We start from the raw sequence: 26,547 nt of genomic DNA on the forward strand, positions 1-26,547 counted from the left end.
TTTTACATACCCATGATTGAGTGATTAATGAGAAAAATGACTTCCCGCTGGATAGGTACGATAGCGTTCTGTCTGTTCAGCGCGCTGGCCTCAGCGCAAACCGTCACCAGCCCGCTGCCGGTGATTACCGAAGGGCAACTGGACAATGGCCTGCGTTACACCATTGTGCCGCTGGCCGGGCAGCAGCAACGGTTGGACATCCGGCTGAGCGTTGAATCCGGTTCGCTGGACGAGCAGGATGACGAGTCCGGCGTGGCGCATATGGTGGAGCACATGGTGTTTCGCGCCACGCGGGATTATCCGGCCGGTCTGGCGCAGACATTGGGCCAGCAGGGCTGGGTTCGCGGCCAGCATTACAATGCGATGACCAATTACGAGCGCACGGTTTATATGCTGAGCCCGCCTGCCGGCAAGCCGTCTCTGGGGCTGGCGTTGGACGTGCTGGCGCAGATAGCCGGGCAGGCGCGCTTCGAGCCGGAGGACTGGCAGCGTGAGCGCCAGGTGATCCTCGAGGAGTGGCGCGGCAAGCTTGGTGTGGCGGAACGCATGAATCAACAGCGGGTGGCCGCTATCCGGCATGACTCCCGCTATCCCGATCGCCCGGTCATCGGTTCCGAAAGCGCGATCCAGACCACGCCGGTGACGGTGCTGCGCAATTTTTACGCCCGCTGGTACCACCCGCGGAATATGCGCCTGATCGTGATCGGCGACCTGCAGCCCGAACAGGTGAAACAGGCGATTACGCAGGCGATGGGCAAACTGCCGGACGGCAAAATACCGCCGCGGGATCAGTATGAACCCGCGTTGCGCCCGCAACTGCATGTGGTGCGTCTGCAGGACAGCCAGAGCAGCGTCAGCCAGGTGTCGTTCGTGTTCCGTTTTGATGACGCGGCGGCCAGAGCGACAGGCGAGCAGGGGCTGCGCCACCGTTTGATCAACCAGATCGCGCTGGACACCCTAAGCCGGCAGGTGCAGCGTCAACCGATCGCTCCGGCAACGGCGGTTAGCAGTCTGGTGGTGCGCAAGTCCGACATCGGGCGCACCACGGTAGCGCTAGGGCTGTTCGCCTCGGTGTTGCCGGACGGACACCAGCAGGGGCTGACCGTGCTGTTGCAGGAGATTGCGCGCCTGCGCCATTACCCGTTCTACGAATCCGATATCGCAGCCGTTAAAGATGAGGTCCGCCAGTCGGCGGAGAAAATGGCGGCGACGCCGGAACAGCGCGAGTTTTCCGACTGGGTACAGCAACTGGTGGTGTCCTGGCAGCAGGAACGCCCTTATACCGGCAAACAGCAACTGGGGCAGCAGGCGCTGGCGGCGCTGAAAACCATTACCGCAGCGGATATCAACGCCTGCCTGCAGCGCTGGTTGTCATCGCCCGATCAACTGGTGCAGTTCAGTGTTCCCGGCAATTTGCCGTTTACGCCGCCGTCGGCGGCCGATATTGAGCAACAGCGTCAGCAGGTGGCTCATAGCGAGCTGGCGCCGCTGCAAAAGCCCGTTGCGCGGGTAGCGCCTGCATTGCCTGCGGCTGAAGGCCGTGGCGAGGTCGCCAGCGTGCGAGCGTTTCCGGAGCAGAAGGTAGAAGAGTGGCAACTGAGCAACGGCGATCGGCTGGTATGGCTGCGCAGCGCTCTGGCCGGCAAATCGGTATCGCTGGCCGTGCAGTCGCCGGCCGGTTTCATGACGCCGGGACGTGAGCCGTGGCTGTCCCAGCTCGCCGGTCAGTTGATCAGCCAAAGCGGGCCGGCCGGCTGGAAAGGCCGGGATCTGAACGACTGGAAAAAAGAGCAGCGGCTGTCGCTCAGTCTGGATTATCAGCCGGATGAGCTGCGCTGGAGCGGCAGCGTCGGCCCGGACAAGCTGGACGCGCTGTTGCATCTCTATCATGCGATGAATCGGTCGGCCGCTATTGATGAAAACGATATGCGCGACAGCCTGTCGGTGCTGAAGCGGCAGCAGGTTACCCGCGAGCAGAGCGTTGGCTCCCGGCGGGAACGGGAGATCACCGAGTTGCAGTTCGGCAACGCGCCGACGCCTTTCCCGACGCCGACGCAGCTGGATAGCGTCACCACCGAACAATTGGCGGATCAGTGGCGGCAGACCGTGGCGGCGCCGGTGACCTATTACCTGCTGGCGGACCTGCCGGCGGAACAGTTGCGCCCGCTGGTGGAGCGCTATCTGGCTTCACTGCCGCGTCAGGCTGGCGCGGAAAGCCCGCAGCATCTGGCGCTGGCGGGGAAACGCGAGCGCGTCTCCGCCATCAATCTGGAACCAAAGGCGGATATCTACCTGTGGAGCTTCTCGCCGCAGACATGGACGCCGCAGCAGGCGGTGCAGGTGAATATCGCCTCCCGGCTGGCGGCCCGTTATCTCAAGGCCAGCCTGCGTGATGACGCGCAGGGGATTTATAACCTGAAGATGGAAAGCCGTCTGAATGACAAAAGTCAGCGTATTGAGACGTTGCTGCGCTTTACCACCTCGCCGCAGCGAGAGCAGGAACTGAGACGCAGCGCGCAGCAGGTGCTGGAAACGCTGGCGGCGCGCATCACGCCGCAGGATGTGGAGCAGGAGCGCAAGCAGTTTATCCACAGCGAGCGCTCCCGCCAGCAAGACAGCACCACCCTGATGTCGCGGCTGATGCTGAGTTACCGGAACTATCATGATCCCCGCTATCTGACCCAACTGGATAGTCTGGCGCCGGCGATTACGTTTGAAGCGGTGCGCGATGCGGCGTCCCGGCTGTGGCATCCGCAGAATCAGGTGCTGTACGTCACCTTGCCTAAACACACCGCATTGCCTCTGCCGCAGGAGAAAAAATCGTGAAACCGTTCCTGCGGGCGTTTGCCCTGTTGTGTCGTCCGTTCTGGCTTAACCGGCGTTACTGGCAAAGCTGGATGCTGCTGGCCGCTATCGTGGCGATGGGCGGCAGCATTGTTTATCTCAACGTCCGCATCAATGACTGGAGCAAAACCTTTTATGATGCGCTGGGAGCATTCGATAGCGGCCTGCTTTACCGCCTGATCAAGGAATATTGCTTCTATATCCTGATTTATATCGGCGTCTTCGTGTATCAGGAATGGCTGACCAAGCTGCTGATTATTCGCTGGCGCGAACAGATGACGGCGGCGTTTATCGACAGCTGGCTGGCGAAACGCGCCTTTTATCGCCTGTCGCTGAGCGGCCGGGTGGATAACCCGGACCAGCGTATCGCGCAGGATGTCGACCTGTTCGTTACCCAAACGGTGCGGCTGTCGGTATCGTTCATCATCACCTTCGCCCAGTTGTCCTCGTTCCTGCTGATCCTGTGGGACTTGTCCGGCGTGCAGCAGTTCACGCTGTGGGGGCACAGCGTGACCGTCAGCGGTTATCTGGTATGGGTGGCGGTGCTCTATACCTTGCTGGGCAGCCTGATTACCCAGTGGATCGGCAAACGGCTGCATGGCATCAATTACCATAAACAGCAGGCGGAAGCGGATTTCCGCGCCTCGCTGCTGCGCAAGCACGACAGCGCGGAGCAGATCGCGCTGTACGGCGGCGAACGGCAGGAAAAGCGTCAGCTGGGCGGCTATTTTTCGTCGATCGTCAGCAACTGGCGTTCACTGATGAATGCCGAGCGCAACCTGGGCCTGTTTACCGTCGGGTATACCCGCGTCAGCCTGATCGTACCGGTGTTCGCCGCGCTGCCCGCGTTTCTCAGCAAAACCGTCACGCTCGGCGGGCTGATGCAGATTCGCAGCGCGTTCGGGCAGGTACACAGCGCGCTGAGCTGGTTTATTCGGGTGTATTACTCGCTGGTGGAGCTCTCCGCCAGCATGACGCGTCTGGATCAGTTCCGGCGGGAAATCGAGGCGCATCAGGATACGGCGATACCGGTCGTACAGGGTGAACTCCTGCAGGTGGAGCGGCTCAGTTTCTCCACGCCGCAGGGACAACCGCTGCTGCGCAATGTGACGTTCCAGTGCGCGCCCGGCAGTTGGAACCGGCTTTCCGGCCACAGCGGGCTGGGGAAATCGACCCTGCTGCGCACGCTGGCCGGGTTGTGGCCCTATTACAACGGCGCCTGGCAGGCCGGGCGCGGCCATTCGCTGCTGTTGCCGCAGCAAAGCTATCTGGGGCAGGGGGCGCTGGCGGAGGTAATTTGTTATCCGCGCGCGCCGCTGGAAGATGAAGCGGCGTTGCGTCAGGTGTTGGAGCAGGTTGGACTGGGCGACTGGGGCGACCGATTACAGCAGCAGATGAACTGGGATCGGGTGTTCTCCGGCGGCGAGCGGCAGCGGCTGGCGCTGGCGCGGGCGTTGGTCAATCGCCCGGATCACCTGTATCTGGACGAAGCCACCAGCCATCTCGACCAGCATGCGGCCCGGCACCTGTTGGGGGTGATCCGACAGGCATTGCCGGATTGCACCGTGATTGCGGTAACTCACCAGCAGGAACTGGCCGATCTGTTCCATTATCACATCGATCTGGCTGCTTTCCGCTAGCCCTTTTCCCTTCGGCCGGGTGACGTTTTTCTCTGAATGAACGTTTCCCCGGCCCGTCTGAACAATGGTAATCTTGACGGCATGTACGCGCCGCGGATTAACCGGCGCGAATTTTCACGGCACTTTCTGCCGGCGGCGCACTCAAAGAGCCAGCGCTATGGCAGGGTCGGCTCTGTGAGTCGGCGCCGTTTTATGTTGAGGAGTCGAGAGTGACAAAAGTGCGTCCGTTGTTTCTGGCTTTCCCGTTATTGCTGGCAGGGTGCAGCACGCTATCCAGTTTTTCCTGGTCCAGTTTGTCGCCGTTCAACTGGTTCGGCCATCGTCTGACGGTATCGGACGCCGGCGTCGGGGACATTAATGCCAAAACGCCGATGCTGGAGTCGGTGTTAAACGACGCGCTGAACGGCGATTATCGCCTGCGCGGCGGTATGGAAACCCGCAACGGCAAGCTGGTATCGATCTATGAAGCGCTCAAGGATGACAGCGTCAGGTTGGAAATCAGCGGCGAGTCGAAAGGCCAGGTCAAACAGGTGGCGGTGATGGATAAGGCGATCGCCAGCGAGTGGGGCGTGAAAATCGGCGATGAATTCAGTTCGCTTTACAGCAAGGCGTTTGGCCTCTGCCAGCCGGGACAAGGCGCGGATGCCCGTAGCGTCGAATGCGTGGCGCCGCAGGGTAAACACGTCAGCTACCTGTTCTCCGGCGACTGGAGCGGTCCGGAAGGGCTGATGCCGTCCGACGATATTCTCAAGAACTGGAAGGTCAGCAAGATCGTCTGGCATGCGCAGGAACGAGAATAATTCATCAGTATGATTTATTAATGCACGAACCGGGATGAGGTTATCCCGGTTCGTGCCGCCGCCACGTTTGGCGCTGTAATGCAATTTTTTATCAGATTTATTGTTGAAGTTGGTTAAAGAATTTGGTGCTTATTTTGTGCTGAATTACTGAAAAATTCCCTGATGACTCACTGCCTTTATTACCTTTCATCATCGTTCCATCCACTGCTTGCTCCATTGATTTGTCATTTCTTCTGAATATGATCCGGCTCGCATCCGATACTGTATCTACGCTGTCCTGACGCTAACATATAAATCTGCATACAGATTGCCGACATGAGGCGCTGTGTGCGGCTGGCAGCCGACAGCGGTACCGTTGGCTGCGGATATCACCTGTACAGGAAGTCTGGTGTGTGCATTCGCATCGCGTCTGGATCCGCACACCGATAATGATCAATAAGGAGTTTTGATGTCCCACATCCTGATGGCCGCGGTGGCAACGCCGGGGCATGTTTATCCTATGCTGACCATCGCCCGTCATCTGCTGACCAAAGGGCACCGGGTAACCCTGTTCAGCGGCGCGCTGTTTCGCGAGCAGGCGCAGGCCGCTGGCGTCGGGTTTGTCGCGTTCGACGAACAGATCGATTTTGACTACCGTTACCTGGAGCGTCATTTTCCCAAACGCGCCACTCTGCCGCCCGGCAACGCACAGATGGCGCTGGCGTTGCGCGAATTCTTCTCCGCGCCTATCCCGTTGATCGACCGCCAGTTGCGCGCGGTGCTGGCGCAAACCCAGCCGGACGTAGTGATGGCGGAAAACTGTTTCTACGGCATTCTGCCGCTGCTGGCCAGCGAGGATCGTCCGCCGGTGATCGGCATCGGCGTGACGCCGCTGTCTTTCTCTTCCCGCGATTCGATTTTCTACGGGCCGCGTATTCCGCCCGCGCTGTTGCCGCCGGATTTGACCCGCGAGCAACTGATCGACGAAGAAACCCGCGGGCTGATCGCCGGCGTGAAGGAGGCGTTTGATACGGTGATGGTGCAGTCAGGGCAACAGCCGCTCACCGCACCCTTCACCGACGCGCTGATCAGCGGCTGCGACCGCTTCCTGCAACTGTCCACCACCGAACTGGAATATCACCGCGATGATTTGCCGTCGTGCGTCCGTTTTGTGGGGCCGTTGCCGTTGAAGGTGACCGAAGAGCAAACGGAGCAGGCGCTGTGGGAGGAGCAAGATACCCGGCCGCTGGTGATCGTGTCGCAGGGAACGCTGGCGAATGTGGATCTGCAGCAGTTGATTGGCCCGACGTTACGCGCGCTAGCCAATCTGCCCGTTCGGGTGCTGGCGACCACCGGCGGCCGACCGGTGGAAGCGCTGGCCGCTTCGGCGCCGGAAAACGCGCGGGTGTGCCGCTTTGTCTCGCTGGAGCACTGGCTGCCGCGGGCGGCGCTGTTGATTACCAACGGGGGATACGGTTCGCTCAACGCGGCGTTGTCTCACGGCGTGCCGTTGATTGTGGCTGGTACGGGAGAAGACAAACTGGAAACCGCGGCGAGAGTGGTGTTTGCCGGCTGTGGGTTGAATCTCGGCACCAGCACGCCGGGCGAGCAGCAGATTGCCGATGCGGTGATGCGCATCCTCGAACAACCCGGTTATACCCAACGGGCGAGTTGGGTTCAGGCCGATTGCGCGCGTCATCATGCGTTGGAGGCGATCGCGGAAGAAGTGGGGGCGATCGGGTAAGCGCTTGCCTGTGTATACGGCTGGCCTTGATTGACTGATATGTTTGAGTAACTGATATTGACGACAAAACCACCGCCATCCGCGCGGTGGTTTTTTCACCCCGATGCGGCGGTATGGCGAATTATCTCTGTCTGCGTGTCGGCGGATATTCAGGCTGAGGGTTGTGGTTTATTGGCTGAATTGCGCATCAGTTTTTTACGATCAACCCAGGTATTGGTTTGGGGATCATAATAACGGCTCGGCCATATTTCTTCAGGTTTAACGCCTAATGCGTTGGCAATCAATAATTCCCCTTTCGGCCAGGGGCGATATAACGCGTTTGCCAGTGTGCTTGAACTTAACCCTGCTTCTCGTGAGACCGCTGAGAGTGATGTCCCTTTCTTCCTCAATGCAGCAATGATATCGGCGGAATGCCAGTCCATTCTCCTTGATCGCATGACTTATCCTCGATGCTTGTGGCTGATTGCTATTTTGTTTGTGACAGACTTTTACTATTACACACTTTTATAGGTAAAAAATACTCTTGAATTAAATTTCATTTAACAAAATTAGGGATATTATGTGCCCGAACGGGATGATCAGGTAGTTGCTAATTACATTAATGAACCAGGAAATGATGTGTTTGATATGTTTCATGAATAAAAACATGTTGAATGCGACTGGTTGTGAAAATATGAGAGGTGAAATAAATTCAATAATATATATTTAATTTCAAATTAATTATCGAATTAATAATTGGTGTTGCTGAATGCCAATCCCATTATCATGTTTGGCAAATGATGTTTGATAAACAGGATGTCGCTTGTAATGACAGCTAACCACGATTATTTACGCTCGTTTATTCCCTTGCTGAACGGGCTGAATGAGCCATGGGGAATCAAGGATCTGGCGTCTCGTCATGTGTATATGAACACGCCGGCATATAGTTACACCAATACGCCGGTGAATTTTGATATTGAGGGAAAATTCGACGAAGAATTTCCGATCGCCTGGGCGGAATTATCAGGTGATTTTATTGAGCACGATCGTCGAACAGAGACCTGTGCCGAGCGAGTTACCGTCATTGAAACCCATTACTGGTTTGGTAAAGCAGAGCTGTCGCCGTTTATCAGTGAAAAAATTCCTCTTTTTAATCCGGCAAAAGAGTGCGTGGGCATTTTGTGGAATGCCCGTCCGATGACCACATTGTCACCGCTTATTCATGTTGATCGACGTAAACCCACGGTACTGAAAACCGAAATAGCGATCGACCTGTTCACTCGCGCTGAACTGGACACGCTCTTTCTGGTGTTGCGGCGTTTTTCCAGTAAGGAAATAGCAAGGACGTTTAACCTGTCCAGCCGGACGATCGAAAACAGAATACAAAACATGTACCAAAAAGCCGGCGTGCATTCGTTCAATCAGTTTGAAGAGTTCTGTTATCAACAGGGACTGGACGGCTTTATACCTCACTCATTGCTGACCAAAGGCATTTTATTTATCTAGCAAGGGCAAGGTGCAATGGAAAACATTGATGATTATCCGGTAAGCCGGGTGCCGACGTCGGTGCGGCTGCCATTTTTCAATGTGGCTTTGGTTCATATTGGCATGCTCACCGCACTGGACCAGTTTATGTTGGGGGCGGTGCTGGGTCATTCGATGACGCTCGGCGAGGCTTTTCTGGCGATAGCCATCGGCAGCGCGATTTTCGGCGTCGTCACGCTGGGGTTGGGTTACGCGGGCATGAAGGAAGGATTGTCCGGCAGTCTGTTGGCGCGCTGGTGCGGGTTTGGCCGGATGGGCGCGGTGTTTATCGGCGCGATTATCGCCGTCAGCCTGTTGGGCTGGTTTGGTGTACAAAACGCGGTGTTTGCCAAATCGCTTAATTTTGCGTTGGGCGATCGGCTGGGATTTAGCTGGTCGGCGGCGCTTTCCGGCTGCGCGCTGACGCTACTGGTCACCTTCGGTTTCAGTGCCTTACGCTATACCGCCAGAATTGCGGTGCCGCTGTTTATCATGGTGGTCGGCTATATTTCGACCATGACGCTGACCGGGCACAATATTACCGAGTTGCTGCAAAAGAGCGTATCCGGCGAGGCTATTTCGGTGAGCGCCGGTGCGACCATGGTGGTCGGCGGTTGTATTGTGGCAAGTCTGATTACTCCTGACATGACGCGTTATTCTCGCCGCGGGCGGCATGTTTTCTGGATCACGATACTGTCGATCAGTATCGGCGAATTTGTCGTCAATGGGCTGGCGATCCTGATTGCCCGCGCGCTTAATACCGCCGATATCGTGACGATCATGTCGCAAACGGCAGGCGGTATCGGGCTGATTACCGTGATTTTCTCTACCTTGCGCATCAACGATATCAATCTGTATTCATCGTCGCTGGGCATCGCCAATGCGGTGGAAGGCATCACCGGCAGAAAGCTGAGCTACAAGTCCACCACATTGCTGATCGGTTTTATCGGCACTTTTCTGTCGGTTATCGGCATCCTGGATCGGTTTGTGGATTTCCTGACATTGCTGGGGGTGTTCTTCCCGCCGGTTATCGGGGTCATGCTGGTGGATTACTATGTTCTGCGAACCAGCCGAAGGTTGCTGGACGAGAGCCGCCGGCATGGCGAACTGCCGGATGCAGGCAGCACGCCATACATCGGTTGGTCGGCGATTATCGCCAGTCTGGCGGGGAGCGCCGTTGGGTTGTTCACCGAATGGGGGATCCCGGCGCTTAATTCGCTGCTGGCAGCCAGTGTGCTGTACTGGTTGATCAAGGTGACGTTACCGACAGCGAAATCCATTCGCGGCGGGTTGCGATCTCTGCGTTGATCATCCTTGCGAAAACAGTCACCTATGCTTTCCACCGTTATCGGTAAGGTTATCCTGTTATCGTCAACATCGTCTGATATCATGTGATCAGAATTGGGGCGTGGTGGTCACGCCTCATACTTTATTGATATAGCAGCATTGAGATAGCAGCCCGGCATGGCTTGCCGGCGCGAGAGAAACTGCACTGAGTAATGTGAGGAAGCAACAGATGACACAAATTCAAAGCGGTATTTTGCTGGAGCATCGCCGTTTTGCCATCTTCATGGAGGCTATGGTACAGGGAGAATTTGATGCCATCCGCCAGGGGTGTAAGAAGTTCTGTCAGGCGCTGGCCGAGTTGCAGCAACGTTTCCCTGACGCGGGTCTTGGCGCGGTAATCGCCTTTGGCTACGACGTCTGGCGCGAGCTGGATTGCGACAACAGCGCGCAGGAACTTAAACCCTTCACGCCGCTGGGCAACGGGCTGGCGCCAGCTACTCAGCGCGACATGCTGATTCACATCCAGTCGCTGCGTCATGACGTCAACTTTTCGCTGGCGCAGGCGGTGCTGGCGGCGTTCGGCAACACCATCAACATCGAAGAAGAAACCCACGGCTTTCGCTGGGTGGAAGATCGCGATCTGAGCGGCTTTGTCGACGGCACCGAAAACCCGCAGGGCGACGCCCGGCGTGACGTCGCCATCGTGCCGGACGGGCAGGTGGGCGAAGGCGGCAGCTATGTGTTTGTCCAGCGTTGGGAGCACAACCTGCGCCAGTTGAATCGCATGAGCGTGGAACAGCAGGAACAGATGATCGGCCGCACCAAACAGGATAATGAAGAATTGTCGTCCGAGTCGCGCCCGGTGACCTCGCACCTGAGCCGCGTCGACCTCAAGGAAGACGGCAAAGGGCTGAAAATCCTGCGTCAGAGCCTGCCTTACGGCACCGCCAGCGGCAAACACGGCCTGTATTTCACCGCCTACTGCGCTCGTCTCTACAACATTGAACAGCAACTGCTGAGTATGTTTGGCGACCGCGACGGCAAACGCGACGATATGCTGCGCTTTACCCGCGCGGTCAGCGGCAGTTACTTCTTTGCCCCTTCGCTTGATCGTTTGTTATCGCTATAACAGAATCCGGTTTTGCTACAGGCAGGCACTGCATCGCGGTGCCTGTTTTTTTGGCGTCCTCTGACGACCCGGAGAGAGAATGTGACCACGCTTGAGCACTGCGTCGGCAATACGCCGCTGATTAAATTACAACGTCTGGCCCAGCACACCGGCAGCGAAATCTGGCTGAAGCTGGAGGGCAACAATCCGGCCGGCTCGGTGAAGGATCGGGCCGCGCTGTCGATGATCCAGCAGGCGGAGCGCCGGGGCGAGATTGCGCCGGGCGACACGCTGATTGAGGCTACCAGCGGCAACACCGGCATCGCGCTGGCGATGGTGGCGGCGATGAAAGGTTACCGACTGCGTCTGCTGATGCCGGAAAACATGAGCCTGGAGCGGCAGGCGGCAATGCGTGCCTATGGCGCAGACTTGTTGCTGGTCAGCCGACAGCAGGGGATGGAAGGCGCGCGCGATCTGGCCCGACAGATGGCACAGGCGGGCGAAGGCAAGCTGCTCGACCAGTTCAACAACCCGGACAATCCGCTGGCGCACTTCACCACCACCGGCCCGGAAATCTGGCGGCAGACGCAGGGCCGCCTGACGCATTTCGTCTCTTGTATGGGCACCACCGGCACCATCACCGGCGTTAGTCGTTACCTGAAAAGCCAGCGTGAGACGGTTTGCACCGTCGGCCTGCAACCGCAGGACGGCAGCCAGATCCCTGGGATCCGTCGCTGGTCGCCGGACTATATGCCGGGTATCTTTCAGCCGCAGCTGGTGGACCGGATTATGGATATGTCGCAGCAGGAGGCGGAAACCACCATGCAGCAACTGGCGCGGGTAGAAGGGGTATTCTGCGGCGTCAGCTCCGGCGGCGCGGTGGCGGGAGCGCTGCGTATCGCCGCCGAACAGCCCGGCAGCCTGATCGTCACCGTGGTATGCGATCGCGGCGATCGCTATCTTTCCACCGGCGTGTTTGGCTAAGCGCCACGCTCGTGCTTATTCCCGCTCCAGCGCGTGGATCGGTTGCAGACGGGCCGCACGCCGCGCCGGGAAGAAGCCGAAAATCACGCCAATCAGGCTGGAACAGAGAAACGCCGCCACCATCGAGGCGGCGGAATAAAGGAATGTCACGCCGCTGACATGGCTGGCGATCGCGCCCGCCAGCAGCGACAGCATCACGCCCAATACTCCGCCGCACAGGCACACCAACACCGCCTCAATCAAAAATTGCTGCATGATGTCGCCGGTGCGTGCGCCGACCGCCATGCGTACGCCGATCTCCCGCGTGCGCTCGGTCACCGACACCAGCATGATGTTCATGACGCCGATGCCGCCCACAATCAACGAAATCAGCGCGATGGCGGATACCAGCAGCGTCATGGTGGCGGTGGTCTGCCGGATGGTTTGACGGATGCTGTCGGTGTTCATGACGAAGAAATCCTTGTTGCCGTGTTGGCGCGTCAGAATCTGGGTGATGCCCTGTTGCGCTACGCTCAGGTCGATATTGTCTTTAACCCGCACGGTAATGCTGCGCAGGTATGACTGGCCGACCATGCGGCGCATCACGGTGGTATAGGGCAGCCAGATATTCAGGTTTTCATCGCTGCCGAAGCCTGACTGTTTGCGGGTGGCGACGCCGATGATGCGACAGGGCAGGGTGCCGAGAAAAATTACCTGTCCCAGCGGGTTCTCGCCGTTGGGGAACAACTTATTACGGGTGTTCTGATCGATGACCGCCTCCTGCGTCAGGCGTTCAACGCTAAGCGGCGAGAACCCGTTGCCTTCCGACAGGACATAACCGCGCACGGTGAAGAACTGCTCGCCCACGCCGCTGACGCTGACCGATACCGCTTTATTGGCGTAACGCAGCGTCACCGACGTCGAGACGGTGGGGGTGACGCTGTGGATGTAAGGTTGCTGTTCCAGCGGGCGCAGGTCGTTGACGCGCAGCGTCTGAATGGCGGCGGAGCGCATGTCGCCGAAATCCTTGCCGGGAAAGATCTCCAGCGTGCTGGTGCCCATTGCGTTGATGTGTTCCAGCACCTGTTGTTGCGAGCCTTTGCCGAGCGCCACCACCGACACCACCGAGGCGATGCCGATAATAATCCCCAGCATGGTCAGGAAGGTGCGCATCCGTTGGGCGTTCATGGCGCGCAGCGCCATCCTGAAAGCATTCTGTAGCCGGTCGTACCCGCTGGTCAGCGTTTTGGCCGGTAGCGGCGCCGGGGGCGTCGGCGTTGCCGGCGTCATGTCGTCGGCCGTGTTGCGGTCGGCCACGATTTCACCGTCGTGAATCTCGATGATGCGGCTGGCCATTTGGGCGATGCGCATATCGTGGGTGACCAGCACGATGGTATGCCCTTGCCGATGCAACTCATGAAGAATCGACAGTACTTCCTCGCCGCTGGCGCTGTCGAGCGCGCCGGTAGGTTCGTCCGCCAGAATCACCTGGCCGCCGTTAATCAACGCGCGGGCGATGCTGACGCGCTGCTGCTGCCCGCCCGACAGCTGGTTGGGCGAGTCCTGCAGGCGACCGGCGAGACCCAGCCTCGCCAGCAGGGCTGCGGCGCGCTGGCGGCGTTCGTGGCGAGCCTGACCGGCATACACCGCCGGCATTTCCACGTTATCGCCCACGTTCAGGTCATTAAGCAGGTGATAACGCTGGAAGATGAACCCGAAGTGCTCGCGGCGCAACGCGGCAAGCCGGTCGTCATTCAGGGTCAGGGTGGAGACGCCGGCTACCTGATAATCCCCTTGCGTCGGTTTATCCAGACAGCCGAGGATATTCATCAGCGTGGATTTACCGGAGCCGGACGCGCCGACGATCGCCACCATTTCACCGGCATGAATCGTCAGATCGATGTTTTTCAGCACATCGACGCATTGTTCACCGTTGATAAAACTGCGGTGGACCTGGCGCAGCGCTAGCAGAGGCGCGCTCATGGCTTAAAACCCCATCGGCGGCGGCGGCGGGGACGACGCGTCGCTGCCGTCGCTTGCCGTCTGCTGGCTGATCACCACTTCCTCGCCGGGCAGCACGCCGGAAATCAACTGGATATAGGCGTTGTCGCTGATGCCGGTGGTCACTTCGCGCAGCGCCGGCCGACCTTGCGGCTGGGTCACCTGCACAAACAGTTTTCCCTGACGGCTAATCAGCGCGCTGACCGGTACCACGATGGCGCGTTTCGCCTCCGACAACAGAATGTAGACCTGCGCGGTCATGGAAATACGCAGGGTTTCGTCCGGGTTGTCGACATCAAACAGGCCGTTGTAGTAGATGGCGGAGCTGGAGGAACTGCTACTGGTGCTGTTGCTGGTGGTGCCGCTGCCACTGGTGCTGCTGCTTTCGCTGCTGATGGATTCCGGCGCCGGTTCGATGGCGCGCAGCACCGCCTGATAGCGTTTGTTGGGATTGCCGAGAATGGTGAACCACACCGGCATGCCGGTCCTGACGTTGATAACGTCCGCTTCCGAGATTTTGGCTTCGATCGTCATGGTGTCGAGGTTGGCGACCTTGGCGATAGTCGGTGCGCTCTGCACCGCATTGACGGTTTGCCCTTGTTCCACCGGCAGCGCCACCACGGTGCCGTTCATCGGCGAGACGATCTTGGTGTAACCCAGATTGACCTGCGCGGTGTTGACGGCGATTTTCGCCCGTACAATCTGGGCGTCCAGCGCGTCGATGTCGGCCTGCGTGGCTTCCAGCGTGGCTTTGGCGCTGTCGTAATCCGCCCGCACGCCGACGCCTTTTTGCATCAGATTTTGCTGGCGTTGCCAACTGAGCTGGTTATTACGCAGCGTGGCCTGTCTGGAGGCGCGTTGCGCCTGAATGTTATCCAGCGCCGCTTTGCTGTCCCGCAGCGCGTTCTGCTGGGTTAAATCGTCGATTTCGGCCAGCAATTGCCCCTGTTTCACCTTATCGCCCAGCGATACATGCAATGCTTTGATTTGCCCGGAAACCTGCGCGCCGACGCTAACCAGTTTACGCGCGTTGACGGTACCGTCGGCCAGCACAGTTTGTTGCAGATCGCGGACATCCACCGTGGCCGTAATATAATTCGGCGGGGGAGCTGGCCGTGATAAACGAAAAACGACGAACAGGGTAATGGCGGCAAGGCCGGCCAAAAGCCACCAGAAACGGCTGGAGCGGGGGCGGAATCTCATCAAAACAAAAACATCCTTGGCTAAGTAAAACGCCGAAACGAAGAACAGGGACAGAACACGCGGCGTGTTCCTGAATCAGGGAACACAGGCTGCGTATAATTTACCCGTCATCCCGCTTCGAATGCGTTATGTTTTGAACAGTGAAAGGTAAGGATTCCGTAAATGGTGCTGCGTAGATTGCAACCAGCCCTGACAATAGGGGCGGTAACAATGTATGGGAATGAAAGTATGAAAATTTTACTGGTAGACGATGACGCTGAACTGGGGCACATGCTGTGTGAATACCTTACGGCGGAAGGGTTCAGCACTTCACAGGTGATGACCGGCAAGGAAGGAGTGGACGGCGCCATGTCCGATCAGTATACCGCGATGATTTTGGACATCATGCTGCCGGATATGAGCGGAATTGACGTACTGCGGCAAGTGCGTCGCAATCGCTCGATTCCCATCATTATGTTGACGGCCAAGGGCGACAACATCGATCGCGTGATCGGGCTGGAAATGGGCGCGGATGATTATGTCCCGAAGCCCTGCTATCCGCGCGAGCTGGTGGCGCGTTTGCGTGCGGTATTGCGCCGTTATGAAGACAAGGCGGAAAAAAGCGAGGACACCGGGACGGTGAACTATGGCGAGCTGGCGATCTGCCCTTCCACCCGCAGCAGCGAGTGGCGCGGCAAGGCGTTTGATCTTACCGCTTCGGAATTCAACCTGCTGGAGCTGCTGATGCGCTCGTCCGAGCGGGTGGTGACCAAGGATGAGCTGTCGGAGAAATGCCTGGGACGCCGCCGGGAGGCCTATGACCGCAGCGTAGATGTACACATCAGCAATATTCGTCAAAAGCTGGCGGCGCTGGATGGGTGTAACCTGACCATCGAGACGGTGCGCAGCGTCGGATACCGGATCCGTTAATCATGCATGGAAGGCTGTTCTGGAAGATCCTGCTCGGTTTGTGGCTGACGTTTTTCGTCATTTCACAGCTGTTGTGGGTAGGCTTCTCGTTTTACGGCGGGCGTAACGAGCCGCCGGAAGTTCGTCTGGGAAGACACACCATGTCGTTGCAGATGGCGCTGGCGACGCAGGCGTTGCGTCAGGGCGGCATGGCTGAACTGGGTCGTACGCTGGCCGACTGGCCGAAGAGCGAACGTGGTTACATCAATGTCTCGATTATCGGCGACAACGACGACGTGGCCGGGATTGGCGGTGAACCGCCGCCGGAAATGGGGATGCTGGGCGAACCGCCCGGACGCCCGGGGCCGGGGTTCGGACCGGGGCCAATACCTGGGCCGGGCGGAATGCCGGAACGGCCGGACGTAGCGTCGTTACAGGTGGTGGAAGGCCCCGACGGGCAGCGCTACCGGGTGAGTTTCAATACCGTTCGCTGGCGGCAGGATTTGATGCCGGAGAACGGTCCGGTGCCGCTGCCGTTTTTCCTGCATTTGCCGCCGCCGATGATCTGGATTGGCGCGCTGGGCGGGTTGCTGTTCAGCGGTATGCTGGCGTGGAATCTGGCGCGCCCGCTGGGCCGGTTACGGGCCAGCTTCGAGCGCGTCGCGCAGGGCGACCTGTCGGTACGGCTTTATCCGTCGATGCGTCGCCGCCATGATGAGATCGGTGATGTGGCGCGCGACTTTGACGCTATGGTTGGCCGCCTGTCGGTATTGGTGGGCGCCCGCGAGCAACTGCTGCACGACGTCTCTCACGAGTTGCGATCGCCGCTGGCCAGGCTGCAACTGGCGATCGGGCTGGCGCGTCAGAACCCTGACAACGTGGAAAACGCCTTGCAGCGTATCGAACGTGAAGCGGAACGGATGGACAAGATGATCGGCGAAGTGCTGACGCTGTCCCGCGCGGAAAACCACGCGGTCAACAACGAAGAGTATTTCGACCTGCTCGGGCTGGTGAATGCGGTGGTCAACGATGCTCGTTACGAAGCGCAGGTGCCGGGCGTGGACATCGCGCTCAATATTAGCGATTACGATGATTACACCGTCAAAGGCTCGGCGGAGCTGATGCGGCATGCGCTGGATAACATCATTCGCAATGCGCTGCGTTTCTCTTCGCGCGGTCAGCAGGTGCTGGTCACGCTGTCACGAGATGAGAAAGAGTGGTGCGTCGGCGTGGCGGACCGCGGGCCGGGCGTGGAAGAAAGCAAACTCTCCAGCATTTTCGATCCTTTCATGCGCATTGATTCGCCGCAGTCGGGCAAAGGGTACGGGTTGGGGCTGGCCATCGCCCGCAAGGCGGTGGTGGCGCACGGCGGCCGCATCGAAGCGGAGAACCGGGAGCAGGGCGGGTTGCAGATCCGCATTTGCATCCCTCGCTGGCAATAATCGTGTTGGCGTGGTTTTGCTGGAGACCGTCTCGCGTGGTCGCCGGCGGCTTGCTTCAGGGCTGATTACACGGCGCGAAGAAACAAAAACGGCACCCGAAGAAGGTGCCGTTTTTCATGACGGAAAGTCGCTTATTTCTTGATGCGAATAACCGGGGTTTCCCCAACGACAACGGTGCCGCTCAGTTTGGTCAGCTCTTTGATCTCGTCCATATTGGAGATCACGACCGGGGTCAGGGTAGACTTGGCTTTCTCTTCCAGCAACGGCAGATCAAACTCGATCACCACGTCGCCTTTTTTGACGCGCTGCCCTTCTTCCGCGATACGTTTAAAGCCTTCGCCTTTCAGTTCAACGGTATCAATACCGAAGTGAACGAAGAGCTCGATGCCATTGTCTGATTCGATGGAAAAAGCATGGTTGGTTTCGAAGATTTTACCAATGGTGCCGTCCACCGGCGCGACCATTTTGTTACCGCTAGGTTTGATAGCGATGCCATCGCCGACGATTTTCTCTGCGAATACCACATCAGGCACGTCTTCGATGTTGACGATTTCACCGGATAACGGGGCAATGATTTCGATGCTGCCGGTTTCTTTCTTGTCATCAGAAACCAGAGATTTCAGTTTATCGAACAAACCCATGATTTTCTCCTAAGCATTAATATTGGGTCAGCACAGCGGTATCAGCAAAGCGTCTTTTCTTTAATGAACCGGCTTACCAGACTGCTTAACTCTTCTGCTGTCGGCTGGGCTAATGCCTGCTCCGCCAGCGCTTTCGCATCTTCGTAGTTGGCATTGCGAATAATTTTCTTGATGCGAGGAATCGAGATGGCACTCATGCTGAATTCATCCAGACCCATCCCCAGCAGCAGTAGTGTAGCACGTTCGTCGCCCGCGAGTTCACCGCACATGCCTGTCCACTTGCCTTCGGCATGCGAGGCGTCGATCACCTGCTTGATCAGGGTCAACACGGCCGGAGACATCGGGTTATAGAGATGAGAAATCAGCTCGTTCCCACGATCTACCGCCAGAGTATACTGGGTTAAGTCATTTGTCCCAATACTAAAGAAGTCGACTTCCTTCGCCAGATGGTGGGCGATGGCCGCCGCGGCCGGGGTTTCCACCATCACGCCGACTTCGATTGTTTCGTCGAACACTTTGCCTTCCGCACGCAGCTGGCCTTTGAGCATCTCCAGTTCGGCTTTCAGCGTACGCACTTCTTCCACCGAAATGATCATCGGGAACATGATGCGCAGTTTGCCAAACGCGGACGCACGCAGAATAGCGCGCAGCTGCGAATGCAGAATTTCCTTGCGATCAAGGCAGATACGAATAGCGCGCCAGCCAAGGAACGGGTTCTCTTCCTTCGGCAGGTCCATGTACGGCAGGTCTTTGTCGCCGCCGATGTCCATTGTACGCACGATCACCGCCTGGGCGCCCATCGCTTCCGCGACGGCTTTGTAGGCCTGGAACTGCTCTTCTTCGGTCGGCAGGGCATCGCGGTCCATGAACAGGAATTCGGTGCGATACAGACCCACGCCTTCCGCGCCGTTACGCTCAGCGCCGGCGACGTCGCGCACGGTACCGATGTTGGCGCACACTTCCACCTGATGACCGTCCAGCGAGATGGCCGGCAGATCCTTCAGTTTGGCGAGTTCGTATTTCTCGGTGTTGTACTGTTCCTGAACGGCCTTGAGCTGGTCAATGGTAGCCTGATCGGGATTCTGGTAAATCTTGTTGTTTACCCCGTCCAGAATGATGAAATCGCCGTTCTTGATTTTCTGGGTGGCGTCGGTGGTGCCCACGATGGCCGGCAGCTCCAGAGAGCGCGCCATGATCGAGGTATGGGACGTACGTCCGCCGATATCGGTAATGAAACCCAGCACCTTGTTCAGGTTCAGCTGCGCGGTTTCGGACGGGGTCAGATCCTTGGCAATCAGAATCACTTCGTCCTGGATGTCGCCCAGGTCAACGATGTGCAGGCCCAGAATGTTTTTCAGCAGGCGCTTGCCGATGTCGCGCATGTCTGCGGCGCGCTCTTTCAGGTATTCGTCATCCAGCTCTTCCAGCGCTTTCGCCTGGGTCTCGATGACGGAAAACGCCGCCGCGTCCGCGGACGCGTGGTCGTCTTTAATCAGGGAGATGATTTCCTGCTCGAATTCCTCATCTTCCAGCAGCATGATATGCCCTTCGAAGATGGCTTCTTTCTCTGGCCCCAGCGTTTCAGCCGCTTTTTGCTTGATCGCTTCCAGCTGCTTTGAGGCTTTGGCGCGACCCGTCAGGAAGAGTTCGATTTCCTGATCGACCTGGTCTGCAGAGATTTTTTTCCGGTTGACGACAATCTCGTCATCTTTCAGTAGCAGCGCCTTACCAAAAGCAATTCCCGGTGATACTAATATGCCTGAAATCATAACCCTACCTTACTTGATTCTGATGTTCACTAAAGAGAGCGGGCCGTTTACTCAAGCTCAGCCATCAGTTTAACCAGATGCTCAACGGCTTGCTGCTCGTCTTCACCTTCGGCGGAAATGGTGACCACGGTACCCTGGGTCAGACCGAGGGTCTGCAGTTTGAACAGGCTCTTGGCGCTGGCGCTTTTGCCGTTGGAGGTAACGGTGATTTCAGAGGTGAATCCTTTGGCTTCTTTCACGAACTGTGCGGCGGGACGAGTGTGCAGGCCATTCGGCGCGGTAATCGTTACTTCTTGCTGGAACATTCTGTTTTCCCCAACTTGTTGGATTAGGTTCATGTTGTGGAACTAAAGTTTAGTGTATGTACTGAACTTTAGCCTGTTTGGGCGCCCTGAGTGGTTCAGGACAGGCCGGGATGCGGTTGAGGAAAACGGTGTGCGCTTACCCCTGGTTAACGTCGACATGCCCCGTGTTGTTGATCCTGCGATGATGAAGCGTCCGGCCGAGCTGCTCCATGTCGCTGGGATGATATCCGTATGTGGGGGCCTCGACGGATATTAATTTCACGCATCAAAATAATTGTTCGGTTAAATACTAAACCTGACCGTGAAAAGCAATGTGTAAGTAACAGAAAGTTTGAACTCGGCCACAAAAAAGCACCCCGCAGGGTGCTTTTTTAACTTTTAAATCACATTTGCGACCAGGGGAAACCTACTGCTGCAGTTCCTGTTCGGTGAACAGATCGGCAAACAACGCCGTACTGAGGTAACGTTCGCCGGAAGAAGGCAGGATCACCACGATGGTTTTGTTGGCGAATTCCTCTTCCTTCAGCAGGTTCAGGGCAGCCGCTACCGCGGCGCCCGAAGAAATGCCCGCCAGAATGCCTTCTTCTTCCATCAAACGACGCGCGGTGTGGATAGCGTCTTCGTTGGTGACGCGCTCAACGCGATCGACCAGCTTCAGGTCCAGGTTGGCGGGAATGAAACCGGCGCCGATCCCCTGGATCTTGTGCGGGCCGGGTTTGATTTCTTCGCCGGCCAGCGCCTGGGTGATGACCGGCGAGTCGGTTGGCTCAACGGCGACAGAGATGATGGCTTTACCCTTGGTGTTCTTGATGTAACGGCTAACGCCGGTCAGCGTGCCGCCGGTGCCCACGCCGGCAATAAAGACGTCTACTTCGCCGTCGGTATCTTCCCAGATTTCCGGGCCGGTGGTTTTTTCGTGAATTTCCGGGTTGGCCGGGTTACTGAACTGCTGCAGCAGCAGGTAGCGTTGCGGGTCGCTGGCCACGATTTCTTCAGCTTTGGCAATCGCGCCTTTCATGCCCTTGGCGCCTTCGGTCAGCACCAGATTGGCGCCCAGCGCCTTGAGCAGCTTGCGACGTTCAATACTCATGGTTTCCGGCATGGTCAGCGTCAGTTTATAACCGCGCGCCGCCGCCACATACGCCAGTGCAATACCGGTATTACCGCTGGTCGGTTCTACGAGTTCGATGCCGGGTTTCAGCACGCCGCGCTTTTCGGCATCCCAAATCAGGTTGGCGCCGATGCGGCATTTCACGCTGAAGCTCGGGTTACGTGACTCCACCTTAGCCAGAATACGCCCATTGCCGATGCGATTCAGACGAACCAGCGGCGTATGGCCGATAGTGAAAGAATTGTCTTCGTAGATCTTACTCATAGCCCGTCCTTAATAACTGTATGAAATTTTTGCGAACCTTAGAGAGAATACTCGTTCGGGACAGCCAGTGAAGTAAAGAATCGCTATATCGATATGTTCTGAAGAAATATATTTTCATCAATATCCAGTTATAGAACAGGTTACTGTTGTCGCCTTGATCAGGACCGACGCAGCGTAGCGGAAATATGACGGTAACGATCCACCCACAAGGCCGTAGCGCCGCAGACGGCTACCGGCATGATCAACAGATTCAGCAACGGCACCATGGTGCACAGGCTGACCAGCGCACCAAACTGCAGATTGGTCAGCTTGTTCTGCCGCAGCGCCTGGCGCATGGCTGAAAAACCGACTTTATGGTTGTCGAACGGGTAATCGCAATACTGAATCGCCAGCATCCAGGCGCCAAACAGGAACCACACCACCGGCACCACCGTCTGGCCGATGCCGGGCACGAAATACAGCAACAGCAACACCAGCATCCGCGGTAAATAATAGGCCAGTTTTTGAATTTCGCGCCGCATGATGCGGGGGACGTCTTTGGCGATATCGAGGATGCCGCTGGCCGGCAGCGGCTGACCGGTCAGCCTGGCTTCCAGCTGTTCCGCCAGCAGGCCGTTGAACGGCGCGGCAATCAGGTTGGTGATAGTGCTGAAGAAATAGCTGAACACCAGCAGCACGGAGAGGGTCACCAGCGGCCAGAGCAGGTAACTTAGCCACTGCAGCCAATCCGGCACATGGGTCATCAACTGCGGTATCCAGGTGCCGAGCTGGCGGAACAACCACCAGAAGGCGCCGCCCATCAGCAGGATATTAACCAGCATGGGAAGAATGACAAAACGGCGGATGCCGGGCAGTGAGAGAAGTTGCCAGCCTTTCAGAAAGTAATGCAGGCCGCTGTGTTTGGGATCAAGGTGTTGCGTATAAGACATGGTGCTGTTCTCACCCTATGTTATGCAGGTTACGGCATCATATCGGGATGATTTTCAGCTGGCTAGTTGCGATTTGCATGAAAAAACGGCAAAAAAATGCCCGCTGTCGATCTTTATTATCATAAACTAGCGCCCAGACTTGCACTTGGGTACACAGGCAAATACAGTTAGAGGTATGTGTATTTGCCGTAGTGGCAACGTATTGGAATAACTGGGATAGCAATGATGCAGGACCTGCGTCTGATCTTGATTGTTGTTGGCGCGATCGCAATTATAGCACTGTTACTGCATGGTCTTTGGACAAGCCGTAAGGAGCGCTCGTCCCTTTTCCGCGATCGTCCGGTAAAACGCCTGAAGCCAAAGCGTGATGACGCCCCGCTGGAAGAGCTTGACGAAGGGGTCGGCGAGGTGCGGGTAACGCATTCCCGCGGCCAGCAGAATCCTTCGCCCGGCAACTATGCGCCTTCGGGCGAGCGTTCAGCGCCGTCCTTCGGGCAGGAACCGGCGGCCTATGATCCATTGCTGGATGACGTCGAGCCGCAAGCGCCGTTGCGTCAACCCGTTCAGCCTGCGGCGCCGCGCGCAGAGCCTCAGTCCGCCCCCCAGTATCAGCAACCGCAGCCGGTATCCGAACCGGCGGCACGCATTGTCGACGAGACCGCGCCGGAAACGTATGACCGGCAACCCGAACCGGCGGTGCCTGAAGCGCCTGCTGCCGCACAACATGAACCGCAGCAGGAGGCCGTGCTGGTGCTGCATGTGGCGGCTCATCAGGGCGGCGTGATCGGCGGCGAATTGTTGTTGCAAAGCGTATTGCAGTCCGGTTTCCAGTTCGGCGAAATGAACATTTTCCACCGTCACGTCAATCCGGCGGGCAGCGGCCCGGTGCTGTTCAGCCTGGCCAACATGGTCAAACCCGGCTCTTTCAATGTGGAAGCGATGTCCGAGTTCACTACGCCGGGCGTGTCGATTTTCATGATGGTGCCGTCTTACGGCGACGCCAGCCAGAATTTCAAGCTGATGCTGCAGTCGGCTCAGCGCATCGCCGATGATGTGGGCGGCGTGGTGCTGGACGACGAGCGCCGTCTGATGACGCCGCAGAAAGTGGAAGCCTATAAAGCCCGTATTCGTGCAGTACTCAAGGCTAATGATACCCAAGGCCAATAGTTCTCGGAATGAATAGTATCCAGAGCGAATAGTACCTGGAACGAATAGTGACTGGGACGAATAGCACTCAAGGCGAATAACGGCGAATGTGTTGTTAATTCTTATATTTTTCAGAAGCCTCCGTTCGCGGGGGCTTTTTACTTTTATTGTGATTTTACTTTCATTGTGATTTTTCTTTCCCCGTGATCGTCCTGGCGGCGTTCATATTCAGTGTGTCGGCGCAGGGCGAGATGCGCGCCGGCCGGCGACAAGGTGCAAACAGTGAGCGGCAGTAATACGTTAAAACAGGAATTGGGGCTGGTTCAGGGCATCGGGTTGTTGTCGACCTCGTTGCTGGGGACCGGCGTGTTTGCCGTCCCCGCGCTGGTGGCGGAGCAGGCGCGGGGCGATAGCCTGTGGGCCTGGCCGTTGCTGATTGCGCTGGTATTTCCGATCGCCATCGCTTTTGCGTCGCTTGGCCGGCACTTTCCGAATGCCGGCGGTGCGGCGCATTTTGTTCGGCTGGCGTTTGGCCCCCGGCTGGCCAGGGTCACCGGTTGGTTGTTTTTGTCCGTCATCCCGGTCGGTTTGCCTGCGGCGATGCAAATCGCGGCCGGTTTCTGGCAGGCGGCCTTTGGCTTCAATGCCGGCGGCTTGCTGTTGGTGCAATTGCTGACGCTGGCCGTGATTTGGCTGCTGGGAATGCGCAGCGCCGGCTCCAGCGCCACGGTACAGACGCTGATTGCGCTGCTGGTGGTCTTGCTGGTGGCGGCGATCTGGTGGCAGGGCCGGATTACGCCGTCCCAGATTCCGTGGCCTGCGCTGGCGGACATTAACGGAGCGAAGATGCTGGATGCGCTGGCGGTGATGTTCTGGTGTTTCGTCGGGCTGGAGGCCTTTGCCCATCTGGCGACGGAGTTCAAATCACCAGAGCGGGATTTTCCGCGTGCGTTGCTGATCGGCATGCTGCTGGCGGGCGCCGTTTACTGGGGATGTACTGTCGCGGTGCTGCATTTCGGGGCTTATGGCCCTCATCAGGCGGCTACCGCATCTTTGCCCGGTATTGTGGTGCGTTTGTTCGGCGATCATGCATTGTGGCTGGCCTGCATCGTGGGTTATCTCGCCTGTTTCGCCAGCGTGAATATCTATACTCAGGGCTTTGCCCGGCTGGTGTGGTCGCAGGCGCCTGAAGAAAGCCGTCTGGCCCAGCTATCGGCATCGCGTACACCGGTGAATGCGTTGTCGCTGGTGGTGGCTTGCTGTCTGATCTGCTGTCTGATCATTTACTGGCTGAACCTGCCGCTGTCCGAACTGATTGTTTACGCCAACGGTATTTTCATTTTGATTTATCTGTTGTGCATGCTGGCGGGGTGGCGTCTGTTGCGCGGGCGTTCCCGCGTAATGGCTATCATCGGCGGCGTACTGTGCGCGGCGCTGTTGTTGACGCTCGGTTGGAAGTCGTTGTATGCGCTGGGGATGCTGGCGGCGTTATGGCTGATGCTGCCAGCCAGACGCGAAGCGGTGACGGCTGACTAAAAGCAGACAGGGCGACAAACCCTGTCTGGCGTCGCACTGGCGGGAATTATTGCGGATCGGCTGGCGGCTGTTGCGCCGGTTCGTTGCCGGCGGCTTTTGCTTCCAGCGCGCTCAGACGCTGTTCCAGCAGCGCCAGTTTCTCGCGGGTTCGCAGCAATACCTGGGTTTGCACGTCAAACTCTTCGCGGCTGACCAAATCCAGCTTGCCCAGCTGTGATTGCAGAATCTGACGGATTTTCTTCTCTACATCCTCGCCAAATTCCCGGATGCCTTTCGGCATGGATTCCTGCACCTGACGGGCAATCTGTTCTAACTTTTTCGGGTCAATCATGACGCTTTCCTGAACTGTTTGACGAATAGCGAATATAACCCAAGTGTAATGCCAGACTCGCGTTGTATAAACAAAAAGTGATTTTCATGCGATGAATTTTGCGATCCATAAGCGGTGTTAGAGATTGCCCGCCCCTGCGGTTAGCGCTATAGTAACCCTGCTTATTCTCAGGGCGGGGCGTAATTCCCCACCGGCGGTAAACCAGTTTGCGCCATCAGGCCGGCTGGAAGCCCGCGAGCGCTCAGACGATATCGTTTGAGGTCAGCAGATCCGGTGCAATTCCGGGGCCGACGGTAATAGTCCGGATGGGAGAGAGTAACGGTTTCTGACAGGCTTGCGCCTGCACGCGTTATTTTTGCGTTTTTGCTGCTGTTTTTTAGCGCGAAAGCGACTCCTCAAGTTCGCCCTGATTCTGGTAATCCATATTAATAATGAGGTTTTTTTACCATGAATCAGACTTTACTTTCCGAATTTGGTACTCCCGCTGAACGTGTTGAACGTGCGCTGGATGCGTTGCGTCACGGCCGTGGCGTAATGGTGTTAGACGATGAAGACAGGGAAAACGAAGGTGACATGATTTTCCCGGCCGAAACCATGACCGTTGAGCAGATGGCGCTGACTATTCGTCACGGCAGCGGCATCGTGTGCCTGTGCCTCACCGAAGAACGCCGCCAAAAGCTGGAACTGCCGATGATGGTGGAACACAACTCCAGCCATTATCAGACTGCGTTCACTATTACGATTGAAGCCGCCGAAGGCGTTACCACCGGCGTATCCGCCGCTGACCGTCTGACCACGGTTCGCGCGGCGACTGCCGATGATGCCCGCCCGAGCGACCTGAACCGCCCCGGTCATGTGTTCCCGTTGCGTGCGCAGCCGGGCGGCGTGCTGGCGCGCGGCGGTCATACCGAAGCCACTGTGGATTTGATGCGTCTGGCTGGGTTCAAACCGTTCGGCGTGCTGTGCGAACTGACCAATGACGATGGCTCTATGGCCCGCGCGCCGGAAGTGATCGCATTTGCGAAACAGCACGATATGCCGGTACTGACCATCGAGGATTTGGTGGCCTACCGCCAGGCGGCTGAGCGTAAAGCCAGCTGATTATCAGACGGT

At 57.6% G+C, this 26,547-nt stretch carries 22 protein-coding genes and 1 riboswitch; of the genes, 13 read left to right on the forward strand and 9 right to left on the reverse strand.

Annotation, left to right across the window (positions count from 1 at the left end):
• Nucleotides 1-27: 27 nt before the first annotated feature.
• The 4 genes from DXX3274_RS04790 to DXX3274_RS04805 all read left to right on the forward strand — a co-directional run bounded on the left by DXX3274_RS04790 (nt 28) and on the right by DXX3274_RS04805 (nt 7,007).
• Complete coding sequence (locus tag DXX3274_RS04790; RefSeq protein WP_042858857.1) at nt 28-2,826, forward strand: pitrilysin family protein; 2,799 nt, start codon at nt 28-30, stop codon at nt 2,824-2,826.
• Nucleotides 2,823-4,484 carry an ABC transporter ATP-binding protein/permease gene (locus DXX3274_RS04795; protein ID WP_042858858.1) on the forward strand — a complete coding sequence of 554 codons (1,662 nt, stop codon included), beginning with the start codon at nt 2,823-2,825 and terminating at the stop codon, nt 4,482-4,484. Before DXX3274_RS04790 ends, DXX3274_RS04795 begins: the two co-directional genes overlap by 4 nt.
• Before the next feature lie 209 nt (nt 4,485-4,693).
• On the forward strand, nt 4,694-5,284 hold the full coding sequence (locus tag DXX3274_RS04800; protein ID WP_042858860.1) for an RpoE-regulated lipoprotein: 591 nt from the start codon (nt 4,694-4,696) through the stop codon (nt 5,282-5,284).
• Between the two features lie 448 nt (nt 5,285-5,732).
• Nucleotides 5,733-7,007 carry a glycosyltransferase gene (locus tag DXX3274_RS04805; RefSeq protein ID WP_152495225.1) on the forward strand — a complete coding sequence of 425 codons (1,275 nt, stop codon included), beginning with the start codon at nt 5,733-5,735 and terminating at the stop codon, nt 7,005-7,007.
• Nucleotides 7,008-7,156: 149 nt separating this feature from the next.
• Here the strand turns inward: DXX3274_RS04805 and DXX3274_RS22655 are convergent, their stop codons facing one another.
• Complete coding sequence (locus tag DXX3274_RS22655) at nt 7,157-7,444, reverse strand: helix-turn-helix transcriptional regulator (protein ID WP_071603909.1); 288 nt, start codon at nt 7,442-7,444, stop codon at nt 7,157-7,159.
• A 370-nt stretch (nt 7,445-7,814) separates the two neighbouring features.
• Here DXX3274_RS22655 and DXX3274_RS04810 point away from each other — a divergent pair, with 370 nt between their 5' ends.
• The 4 genes from DXX3274_RS04810 (at nt 7,815) to cysM (ending at nt 11,889) form a co-directional block, all read left to right on the forward strand.
• Nucleotides 7,815-8,492: a helix-turn-helix transcriptional regulator gene (locus DXX3274_RS04810; protein ID WP_371206836.1), complete on the forward strand. Its 678-nt coding sequence runs from the start codon at nt 7,815-7,817 to the stop codon at nt 8,490-8,492.
• Nucleotides 8,493-8,507: 15 nt separating this feature from the next.
• Nucleotides 8,508-9,818, forward strand: coding sequence for a cytosine permease (locus DXX3274_RS04815; RefSeq protein ID WP_042858862.1), 1,311 nt, complete (start codon nt 8,508-8,510; stop codon nt 9,816-9,818).
• A gap of 208 nt (nt 9,819-10,026) precedes the next feature.
• A complete protein-coding gene (locus DXX3274_RS04820) occupies nt 10,027-10,926 on the forward strand; it encodes a Dyp-type peroxidase (RefSeq protein ID WP_042858864.1) in 900 nt (299 codons plus the stop codon).
• Between the two features lie 81 nt (nt 10,927-11,007).
• Nucleotides 11,008-11,889, forward strand: coding sequence for a cysteine synthase CysM (cysM, locus tag DXX3274_RS04825; protein WP_042858865.1), 882 nt, complete (start codon nt 11,008-11,010; stop codon nt 11,887-11,889).
• Nucleotides 11,890-11,904: 15 nt separating this feature from the next.
• Here cysM and DXX3274_RS04830 read toward each other — a convergent pair whose 3' ends face one another.
• Both DXX3274_RS04830 and DXX3274_RS04835 read right to left on the reverse strand, forming a co-directional pair.
• A complete protein-coding gene (locus DXX3274_RS04830; RefSeq protein WP_042858867.1) occupies nt 11,905-13,851 on the reverse strand; it encodes a MacB family efflux pump subunit in 1,947 nt (648 codons plus the stop codon).
• A 3-nt stretch (nt 13,852-13,854) separates the two neighbouring features.
• Nucleotides 13,855-15,072 carry an efflux RND transporter periplasmic adaptor subunit gene (locus DXX3274_RS04835; protein WP_042858868.1) on the reverse strand — a complete coding sequence of 406 codons (1,218 nt, stop codon included), beginning with the start codon at nt 15,070-15,072 and terminating at the stop codon, nt 13,855-13,857.
• Between the two features lie 228 nt (nt 15,073-15,300).
• Here DXX3274_RS04835 and DXX3274_RS04840 point away from each other — a divergent pair, with 228 nt between their 5' ends.
• Nucleotides 15,301-15,981: a response regulator transcription factor gene (locus DXX3274_RS04840; protein ID WP_038661845.1), complete on the forward strand. Its 681-nt coding sequence runs from the start codon at nt 15,301-15,303 to the stop codon at nt 15,979-15,981.
• 2 nt (nt 15,982-15,983) lie between these two features.
• Entirely contained in the window at nt 15,984-17,402 is a 1,419-nt protein-coding gene (locus DXX3274_RS04845) for an ATP-binding protein (protein WP_042858869.1), read from the forward strand.
• A 131-nt stretch (nt 17,403-17,533) separates the two neighbouring features.
• Here the strand turns inward: DXX3274_RS04845 and crr are convergent, their stop codons facing one another.
• The 5 genes from crr to cysZ all read right to left on the reverse strand — a co-directional run bounded on the left by crr (nt 17,534) and on the right by cysZ (nt 22,421).
• The gene (gene crr / locus DXX3274_RS04850; protein WP_022632320.1) at nt 17,534-18,043 is read right to left on the reverse strand and encodes a PTS glucose transporter subunit IIA; all 510 of its coding nucleotides are present in this window, start codon (nt 18,041-18,043) and stop codon (nt 17,534-17,536) included.
• 41 nt (nt 18,044-18,084) lie between these two features.
• Nucleotides 18,085-19,812, reverse strand: a complete 1,728-nt coding sequence (ptsI, locus tag DXX3274_RS04855; RefSeq protein WP_038661836.1) for a phosphoenolpyruvate-protein phosphotransferase PtsI — start codon at nt 19,810-19,812, stop codon at nt 18,085-18,087.
• Between the two features lie 47 nt (nt 19,813-19,859).
• Nucleotides 19,860-20,117, reverse strand: a complete 258-nt coding sequence (gene ptsH, locus DXX3274_RS04860; RefSeq protein ID WP_013316619.1) for a phosphocarrier protein Hpr — start codon at nt 20,115-20,117, stop codon at nt 19,860-19,862.
• Between the two features lie 406 nt (nt 20,118-20,523).
• Entirely contained in the window at nt 20,524-21,492 is a 969-nt protein-coding gene (cysK, locus tag DXX3274_RS04870) for a cysteine synthase A (RefSeq protein WP_042858872.1), read from the reverse strand.
• Nucleotides 21,493-21,650: 158 nt separating this feature from the next.
• Nucleotides 21,651-22,421 carry a sulfate transporter CysZ gene (cysZ, locus tag DXX3274_RS04875; RefSeq protein WP_042858874.1) on the reverse strand — a complete coding sequence of 257 codons (771 nt, stop codon included), beginning with the start codon at nt 22,419-22,421 and terminating at the stop codon, nt 21,651-21,653.
• A gap of 222 nt (nt 22,422-22,643) precedes the next feature.
• Here cysZ and zipA point away from each other — a divergent pair, with 222 nt between their 5' ends.
• Nucleotides 22,644-23,588 carry a cell division protein ZipA gene (gene zipA / locus DXX3274_RS04880; protein ID WP_042858876.1) on the forward strand — a complete coding sequence of 315 codons (945 nt, stop codon included), beginning with the start codon at nt 22,644-22,646 and terminating at the stop codon, nt 23,586-23,588.
• Nucleotides 23,589-23,849: 261 nt separating this feature from the next.
• Complete coding sequence (gene yjeH / locus DXX3274_RS04885; RefSeq protein WP_042858877.1) at nt 23,850-25,103, forward strand: L-methionine/branched-chain amino acid transporter; 1,254 nt, start codon at nt 23,850-23,852, stop codon at nt 25,101-25,103.
• A 46-nt stretch (nt 25,104-25,149) separates the two neighbouring features.
• Here the strand turns inward: yjeH and DXX3274_RS04890 are convergent, their stop codons facing one another.
• On the reverse strand, nt 25,150-25,434 hold the full coding sequence (locus tag DXX3274_RS04890) for an accessory factor UbiK family protein (protein ID WP_033570374.1): 285 nt from the start codon (nt 25,432-25,434) through the stop codon (nt 25,150-25,152).
• A 159-nt stretch (nt 25,435-25,593) separates the two neighbouring features.
• Nucleotides 25,594-25,755: riboswitch (FMN riboswitch) on the forward strand.
• Nucleotides 25,756-25,881: 126 nt separating this feature from the next.
• Between DXX3274_RS04890 and ribB the strand changes: the two genes are divergently transcribed.
• Nucleotides 25,882-26,535, forward strand: a complete 654-nt coding sequence (ribB, locus tag DXX3274_RS04895; protein WP_042858878.1) for a 3,4-dihydroxy-2-butanone-4-phosphate synthase — start codon at nt 25,882-25,884, stop codon at nt 26,533-26,535.
• Nucleotides 26,536-26,547 lie beyond the last annotated feature (12 nt).

It is taken from the genome of Dickeya sp. NCPPB 3274 (genome assembly GCF_000406205.1).
In the GTDB taxonomy this organism is placed as follows: domain Bacteria; phylum Pseudomonadota; class Gammaproteobacteria; order Enterobacterales; family Enterobacteriaceae; genus Dickeya; species Dickeya fangzhongdai.